This is a genomic window from Roseiconus nitratireducens (genome assembly GCF_008629675.1).
In the GTDB taxonomy this organism is placed as follows: domain Bacteria; phylum Planctomycetota; class Planctomycetia; order Pirellulales; family Pirellulaceae; genus Stieleria; species Stieleria nitratireducens.
Genome location: NZ_VWOX01000014.1, coordinates 173,039 through 180,487, shown reverse-complemented (window position 1 = coordinate 180,487; position 7,449 = coordinate 173,039). Strand labels below are relative to the sequence as shown.

General features: G+C 61.2%; 5 protein-coding genes. All 5 read right to left on the bottom strand.

Annotated elements, in window-relative coordinates:
• Entirely contained in the window at positions 1-1,152 is a 1,152-nt protein-coding gene (locus tag FYK55_RS22010) for a glycosyltransferase family 2 protein (RefSeq protein WP_235908883.1), read from the bottom strand.
• Positions 1,149-1,931, bottom strand: a complete 783-nt coding sequence (locus FYK55_RS22005; protein WP_150078765.1) for a lysophospholipid acyltransferase family protein — start codon at positions 1,929-1,931, stop codon at positions 1,149-1,151. Before FYK55_RS22005 ends, FYK55_RS22010 begins: the two co-directional genes overlap by 4 nt.
• A gap of 133 nt (positions 1,932-2,064) precedes the next feature.
• Positions 2,065-3,651 (bottom strand): phytoene desaturase family protein, encoded by a 1,587-nt coding sequence (locus tag FYK55_RS22000; RefSeq protein WP_150078764.1) that lies wholly within the window; start codon positions 3,649-3,651, stop codon positions 2,065-2,067.
• Positions 3,652-3,748: 97 nt separating this feature from the next.
• Positions 3,749-5,185: an aldehyde dehydrogenase family protein gene (locus FYK55_RS21995; RefSeq protein ID WP_150078763.1), complete on the bottom strand. Its 1,437-nt coding sequence runs from the start codon at positions 5,183-5,185 to the stop codon at positions 3,749-3,751.
• A 240-nt stretch (positions 5,186-5,425) separates the two neighbouring features.
• The gene (locus FYK55_RS21990) at positions 5,426-7,255 is read right to left on the bottom strand and encodes a peptidylprolyl isomerase (protein WP_150078762.1); all 1,830 of its coding nucleotides are present in this window, start codon (positions 7,253-7,255) and stop codon (positions 5,426-5,428) included.
• Positions 7,256-7,449: the final 194 nt, after the last annotated feature.

The following is a 7,449-nucleotide window of genomic DNA, read 5'->3' as shown; positions in this document are numbered from 1 at the left end:
TCATGATTCCGAACGTCCGCGCCAGGCGATCTTTCGCCCCATCAAGTGATTCGCCAGGGCGACCCACTGCAACGCCACAAAGGTCATCATTGCCGGCACGTGGCAAATCGCACCGAACCAGGACTGCCGAAATCGAGCCGCCGCGATCAAGCGCGGCAGGTGAGAGAGCAGCACGGCCACGATCGACACGTAGAGAGCCGGCCGATTGCCTTGCGCGATCGCTCCGATCAATGCGACAACCGGCAGCAGGCTGGCCCCCAGCAGCAACACGGTGAACAAGACGATCAAACGCGGATTGGCAATGCCTTCGATGGCATTCTTCAGCACGCCATGGATCACCTCCGCAGCCCCCCGATACATCCGACAATCGGCCAGATCCGTGCCGTCAATGACGTCGGTCATGATCCCGGCGCGACGGTAGCCCCGAGGCAATTTCAGGCCGTCATGCCGTGACGCCTTGATCGCTTCGTGCGTCCCGGCCTGCCTATACGCTTGCCGCGTCGACAAAAACAACTGCCCACACCCGGCCGCAAGATTCGGATCCACGTCGGCCCGCATTCGGCCGAACGGCAGGAACCCCAACAGAACGTAGTGCATGATTGGAATCAGCCAGGCTTCCAACCAAGTTCCTGTCCGCTGGTGCGGGAAAGCGCTCAGCAATCCGACTCCGCGAACGTCTTGATGGTCGACTAGGCGTCGCAACGCCATCGGCGCCAGATGGACATCGGCGTCCAGGAAAGCGAATCGGTCGTAGGCTGCCGCGTCGGCCAGTTGGCGGCAGGCATGCTGCTTTCCGTTCCAACCCTCGGGCAACGGACGACCATGGAGCAGCCGGACACGATCGTCGCTTTTCGCCGCCCCGCTGACGATCTCCGCGGTGGCATCGGTCGATTGATCGTCCAACACGATCACCTCGACCCGCACCCGCTCGCTAGCCAGCGCGTGTCGCAAACAATCCGCAATGCCCGCCTGTTCGTCTCGAGCAGGAATCAGCACCGAAACGGACGCATCGTCCGGAGATTCAATTTCGGCCGACTCCCTGTCGACCAGGTCCATGTCGACCAAGTCACAGAACCGCGGCAAATTGGCCAGAAACATCAGCGCCGGGATGGCAGACAGAATGGCGGCGAGAATCGCCAACGACAACATCATTCAAATTGGTCCCCGTGGCCGGCTTTGTATGATTGACCCGTCAGCCACGCCTTGGCCCGCCTGAAGGTGTCGTAGGCCATGCCGCTGCCACGGGTTCCCCGCAGCAAATTGTCGAACGGATCGGCCGACCGCGCGATCGCCAGATCCGCCAGCCTCGTTTGCGTGTCGCGAAGCCGCACGGTTAACCGAACGGACCAGTCCGTTTTGCTGTCGCCACGATGTTGATCGACGCGGATTGGCAGGCCCAGCGAGACCAGGCACACCGGCAATCGTTCTTCCCAAAAAACGTACTCCAGCGCCAGCGGCAACACGATCGCCGAATCGATCCGGGTGCACAGGTGCGCTAGCCCGGGCATCAGTTCAGCCTGGTGATCACGGGCATCGGCAAACCTTCCCTCCGGAGTCAGCCACAACGCCGTGTTGCCTTGATCGATTACCTCCACGCTGCGACGCAAGAACGCCGCAGCACCCGACTTGCTGGAAAGCCGCACGCCGTAAAACCCCAGCTTTTCAAACACACGGTACTGCTCCAACGCCTCGGCATCGATCGGCGCATGAAACTGACGGCCGGGAAACAGACTGCGGTTGAGAAAATGGGCGATCAGCGGGTCCCACCATGAGGGATGGTTGGCGTAAATGATCATGGGAACCGCGGGGTCAATGTCCGCAAGATGCGGCCTGCGTCCGGATTCAATGGCGATGGCGTGAAAATGCCGACGCAGGTAAGGCCGCAGGAATCGGTGGAAACCGTCCAGAAACCAGGGAGCGGTTGGACGCATGCCACCGCCTGGATGACTCGCTGTGCGAGGTTGGTCCCCTGGGGTTGAACGACCACTCATTTCCGTTTCGGATGCTCCGCTGACCACCGATGTTCCTCTGCCCGCCTCGACGCGGATTTCCATGATCCGCGGTTCAGGTCGCGACAGCGGCCCGCTCCGCCAGCTTACCGGCTCGGGCATCCTGGTCCAACGCGTCGGCGGCAATCCACCCGCTCATCATCACCATCGGCATCCCGGGTCCCGGGTGCGCGGCACCGCCCGCCAAGTACAATCCGTTGAAATCCTTGCGGCGGTTCCCCGGCTTGAACGCCCCCAAGTACTTTCCGTGGCTGGCCAAACCATAGATCGCTCCGTTGAGCACTCGATAGCGGTTGTGGATGCCCTCCGGTGTCAGCGACGCTTCGTACACAATCGAATCGCGAATGCCTTGCATCGAGGCGCACGACTCCAATTTATCCAGGATCACTTCGCGGTATTTCGGCAACATGCTTTTCCAGTCATGGTGCTCTCGCAAGTAGGGTGTGTGCACCAGCACGTACAGCGCCTCGCAGCCTTCCGGTGCCACCGCCGGTTCGGTCACCGCCGGGGCGCACACGTACGCGGTCGGATCCGGTGCCGGTTCACCCCGGTGGTAGATCCAGTCGAATTCCTGTTCCGGATCTTTGGAGAACACGAAGTTGTGGTGCAGGAGCTGTTCGTAGCGTCGATTCAGCCCCAGGTACAGAACGACACCGCTGCAAGCCGGGGCATGATGGTTGGACTTTTCAAAGTCTTTGGACTGCGGCGTATCGCGGAGCAATTCGCGGTAGGTGCGGACGGCATCGCAGTTGCTGACCACGGCATCGCACGGCAAGGTTTCGCCCGCGGCGGTCACCACGCCGGTGACTTTGCGTCTGTTGGCCTGGATTCTCATCACATCGACGCCGGTTCGCACCTCCACGCCCAACTCGACCGCCAGCCGGCCCAACGCCTCGGGAACCGCCCGCGTGCCTCCCATCGGATACCAGATGCCTTCATCGGTCTGCATGTGGGCGATGCCGCAAAGCACCGCCGGCGACGCATACGGGCTGGAACCGACGTACTGGGTGAAGTGATCCATCATCTGTGCGACGCGCGCATCGGGGACGTGAGACCGGACGACCGATGCAACGCTTTTGCCCATCCGCAAAGAAAGCACATCCTTGAGCACTTTGATCGAAAAAGATCCCCCGACGTCCATCGTGTCGCCCAATCCGCCGATCGATCGCCAAAAGAAGAACCGGTCCGAGACTCCGTGCAGCTGTTCGCTCAGCTTCAGGAAACGTTCGTACCCGTCGCCCGATGCGGATCCACCCGTGAAGCGATTCAGGTTGGCCTTCATCGCTTCGGTATCGGCGACCAGATCCAGAACGGTTTGATCCTGTGTTGCTCCCTTGCCGTCGCTTTCAAAGAAGCAACGCCATTGCGGATCCAGGGGAACAATGTCCAGGTAGTCTTCCATCCGGCGATCGGCTTCATCGAAGACCCGCTTGAGCACACTCGGGAGCGTCAAGATGGTTGGCCCCATGTCGAAACGATAGCCTTCGGCGGTGTGTTGGGCCGCCTTTCCGCCGATCCAATCGTTCTTCTCCAGCAAAGTCACGCGATGGCCGCGGGCCGCCAGGACACAGGCACTCGAAAGGCCAGCCAGCCCACTCCCGACAACGACAACGTTCTGGTGATTGGTCTCGGTGGCAATCATGGGTTTCCCAATCAGCGGGGCACTGGAATCTACAGGTCAAAGCGTCTGTTACCGGTATTGTCCGGGACGGCAAGCCGTGCTGACGCATGGTCACAGCTTACCGCTTTTTGACGCTCGCCATCATCCGCCGCAACCCCGCCATTTTTTTTCGAACGCCTCCGGCATGCCAAAGGTGCAGTGCCCCGTGCAAAACCTCTTGATCGATCTCCCCGCGGGGTCGCAGGTGGGGGGCAAAGCGACTGCGACGCGTGCTGATCACCCGCGGCACCGTCATCGCCAACAAGCCTTCCGCACCGCGGGTGACTCCAAAACCGCTGTCGCCGCGACCGCCAAACGGCAAACGGGGATCCGCGGTGGTGGCAATCAGATCGTTGATCGACACGCTACCCACGTTCAGCTGCTCGGCGAGCGCACGCGCCGCTCCTTCCGCTCCGAACACGCTTGCCGCCAAGCGGTACGGACACTCATTGATCAACCGCACCGCGTCCTCGCTGTCGCGAATACGCATCAGCGACAGCACCGGTGCAAACACATCCGCCGATGCGATCGGATTCGTGGGGCTGACGTCATCCAACAGCACCGGATGCAGCACGCCGTCGCTGCGCAGTGCCGCCGACGCGTATCTCCCCAACCGGTCCTTGGCACCCGCATCCATCGCCGACTCGATGACGGTCGCCACCTGCTGGCGTGCCGACGCGTGCACTTTGACCGGCGGCTGATTCCGAAACAGGGTCTCCAATCGGCCAATGACTGCTTCACGTTCGGCATCGCGAAGCAGCATCCGGCGCGGTGCGATGCAGGTGGCGCTGCCATTGAATCGCATCCCAAATTCAATAGCAGCGATCAATCGGTCGAGATCAAATCCGGGCAGGACCACGACCGCATCACAACCACTCAGCTCCATCACCGAGGCGGCCAACTGGTCCGCGGCCGCGTGCAACACCTTCCGCCCGGTCGCCGCGGCGCCGGTCAACACGACCAGATCGACGCCCGCCTGCAACGCCTGGACGGCCGCCTCCGTGGACGATTCCAGCAAAACCAGTTGCGGCTCGGGAACACCGGCCGCATGAAAACACTCGATCAATGTTTTGGACGCCGGTTCCGTCCCAGGCGCCGGCTTGAACAGCACCCGATTACCCGCGGCCAAGCCTTGAGCAATCTGCGATCCGGGCAACAACAGCGGGTAATTCCACGTCCCCAGCACCAACACGTCGCCGTGCGGAACGCGTTGGACGACCGAGCGTACCCCGAACATCCAGACGGGACGTCCCGAGGCACCGACCGGACGCGGCGCGAGTATCCGCTTTCCCTTTTGCCGCAAATACTTCAGGGCCGCACACAGCGGGATCAATTCGCTGCCAATTGTCTCCAGCGGATCGATCCGTTGCTCCGAAACACACTGACGGATCAATGTCTCCGAGTTTTCAGTGATCTGGGCCGCGGCCGAAGCCACCACGCGACAGCGATCGGCAACACTTCGTCGCGCCCACGGATCGCGGTCCTGGTTTGGGACAGAGTCGACCGTTTCGGACATGCGTCATCGCCGGGGATGAGAAAGCCGCATCGATGCGGAAAGCCAGGGACTGGCCCATCAATGTAGCGATCGTCGCAGGGCGGTGAAGATGGCACCGGGGCTGGCACCGGCCAACGTGGCGATGGTCAAACGGATCGTCGACGATCCCCACAGCCAATAGCGCAAGCCCTGTCGATGCTGTCGCGATCGCGGCGGCAAGCCACGCTCTGGCGAGCGTGGCTGCCCGAGCTCCGGCAATCCCTAGCGGACCTGCTTGCCGGTCGATGCGATCTCTTTGGCTGCCTCGTAGAAGTTGTCGATCTGTGCCGATTCCTTCAAGCGATCGAACTCGGCGGCCATTTCGACGGCGAACTTCTTTTCGGTCAGGTCGCGGACCAGTTCCGCTTTGACGGCGGACAGGTCGCTGACCACCGGTTCGGTCCGGCCCTGGCATTTCAGGATGATGTACTTGTCGCCGGTGGCGATGATGCCGCTAAGCTGACCGCGTTGCAGAGCAAAGGCCTCCCGTTCGATCGTCGGCTGGCCGCTGAACTTGCGGATCGGAGGCACCTTGCCGCTGTTGCTCGCGGAAACCGGTTCGATGCTGTACTGCTCGGCCAACCGTCCGAAGAACTCTTCCGACGGATTGTCGCGGGCCATTTTCCAGACTTTCTGCGCCGTGCGCTGATCGCTCAACACGCATGCGAGCACTTCGACGCGGGAGCCGAACGCGGATTCAAACCCACGCTGCAGATCCTCGTCGGTGACCGTGATCCGCTGTTCAACCAGTTTCTTCAAAGCGACGCTGGGCCAAACCGCGTCCTTGACGTAAATCTCTTCGGTCGTTTCGCCGTCGCTGGTCACCGATTCGGTCCAGGCTTGCAGGTCCGCCGTTCCGTCCGAACGGATGAAACCGTAGCTCTTCGCGGCCCTTTCAATCTCCTGCTGCAAATCCGCCTGGGTGACCGATTTGTCGGCTTTCTTCAAGGCTTGCGTCAGCAGCTTTCGATTGATTTCACCGTCCAGCACATCCGCGCCGTGCCGCTTGACACATTCGGCCGCCAGCTGAGCCAGTGTGATGCTCTGCTCGTTCACGATCGCAGCAACGCCGGGATACTTTTGGGACAGTTCCGCATCGCCAAAGACTTTGACGACGTTCGCTTTCCGTTGCAGGTCGGCGAACAATGCCGCGGCGGCACCTCGCATCTTCTGATCGCGGATGCGGTCGTTGATCTGCTCACGAATCGCCGGCATGGCCGCCGGAGCCGGGGTGGTTGCCGGAATCCGCCGCACGGCTTGCAAGAAGATCCATTGATCGGCCAGTTGCATGACCGGGGAGATTTCGTTGTCTTTCAAGCTGAACGCTGCTTCCTCCAGCCGTGAATCGCCCGTGTAGCGGCGAATCGGCGGAATCAAACCACCGACGCTGGCGCTGGACTCGTCTTCACTGTGCATTTTGGCCAGGTTGCCAAACGCCTGAGGATCGGCGAGGGCTTCCCGATGCAGCGATCGCGCCGTTTGCTCTTTGGCAACCATGATCATGCGGCACTTGACGGCTTCCCCGTACTGCGCCAAGAACGCCTGATTGAATTCTTCTTCGGTCGGCTGCACCTGGTCGGCGACCAGCTTTCGCAGCGCCAACATCGGCCACACGATCTCGCGACCATACTGGCCGGGATCGATGTCGCGTTCTTCTTGCAGCAACTTCAAATAATCCTGGACGGAAAAACCGAACTTGGTCGCCAGACGAGTGATCTCTTGCCCGACTTCGGCTTGGGTCACTTCGATCCCGCCGTCCTTGCAAGCCTGCAGGATCAGCTGCCGGTTGATGATCACGTTGTCCAGAACACTCTCGCCATAGCGAGCGAGCGTTGCGTCGGACAGCATTTGACGGGTGATCGGATCGGCATTGACGACCGCCACGACGGAGTTGCTTTCTTGGGCGGGGGCGGAAACGGCAGCGAGAGCCGCCACGACCCCAACCAACCCTAGAAATACTCGGTTGCAAATCGCACGGACGGTTGCGGTCGCAGCGACGCGAGTTTGCAACGCGTGGTGATGCCGAATCGGATGCCAACTGGTGGAAACCATGACGATCACTCCTTTGAATCGTTCTGACGGTCTATTTTTAGGCGGGAACCAACGCTTCGGGTGACCTACCTGTAAGTCGATGGATTGGGCACGTTAGAAAAATTCCGATTTTGACTCAAGTCGAATGTTGCCGCGGCCGACATGCCGCAGGCAGAGCCTGCCAGGCAGCCGGTTCCAAGGCCGGAGCCTTGGAA

Coding starts and splice junctions, on each gene's coding strand:
- FYK55_RS22010 (WP_235908883.1), bottom strand. CDS start 1,152: ATGATGTTGTCGTTGGCGATTCTCGCCGCCATTCTGTCTGCCATCCCG.
- FYK55_RS22000 (WP_150078764.1), bottom strand. CDS start 3,651: ATGATTGCCACCGAGACCAATCACCAGAACGTTGTCGTTGTCGGGAGT.
- FYK55_RS21995 (WP_150078763.1), bottom strand. CDS start 5,185: ATGTCCGAAACGGTCGACTCTGTCCCAAACCAGGACCGCGATCCGTGG.
- FYK55_RS22005 (WP_150078765.1), bottom strand. CDS start 1,931: ATGCGTCCAACCGCTCCCTGGTTTCTGGACGGTTTCCACCGATTCCTG.
- FYK55_RS21990 (WP_150078762.1), bottom strand. CDS start 7,255: ATGGTTTCCACCAGTTGGCATCCGATTCGGCATCACCACGCGTTGCAA.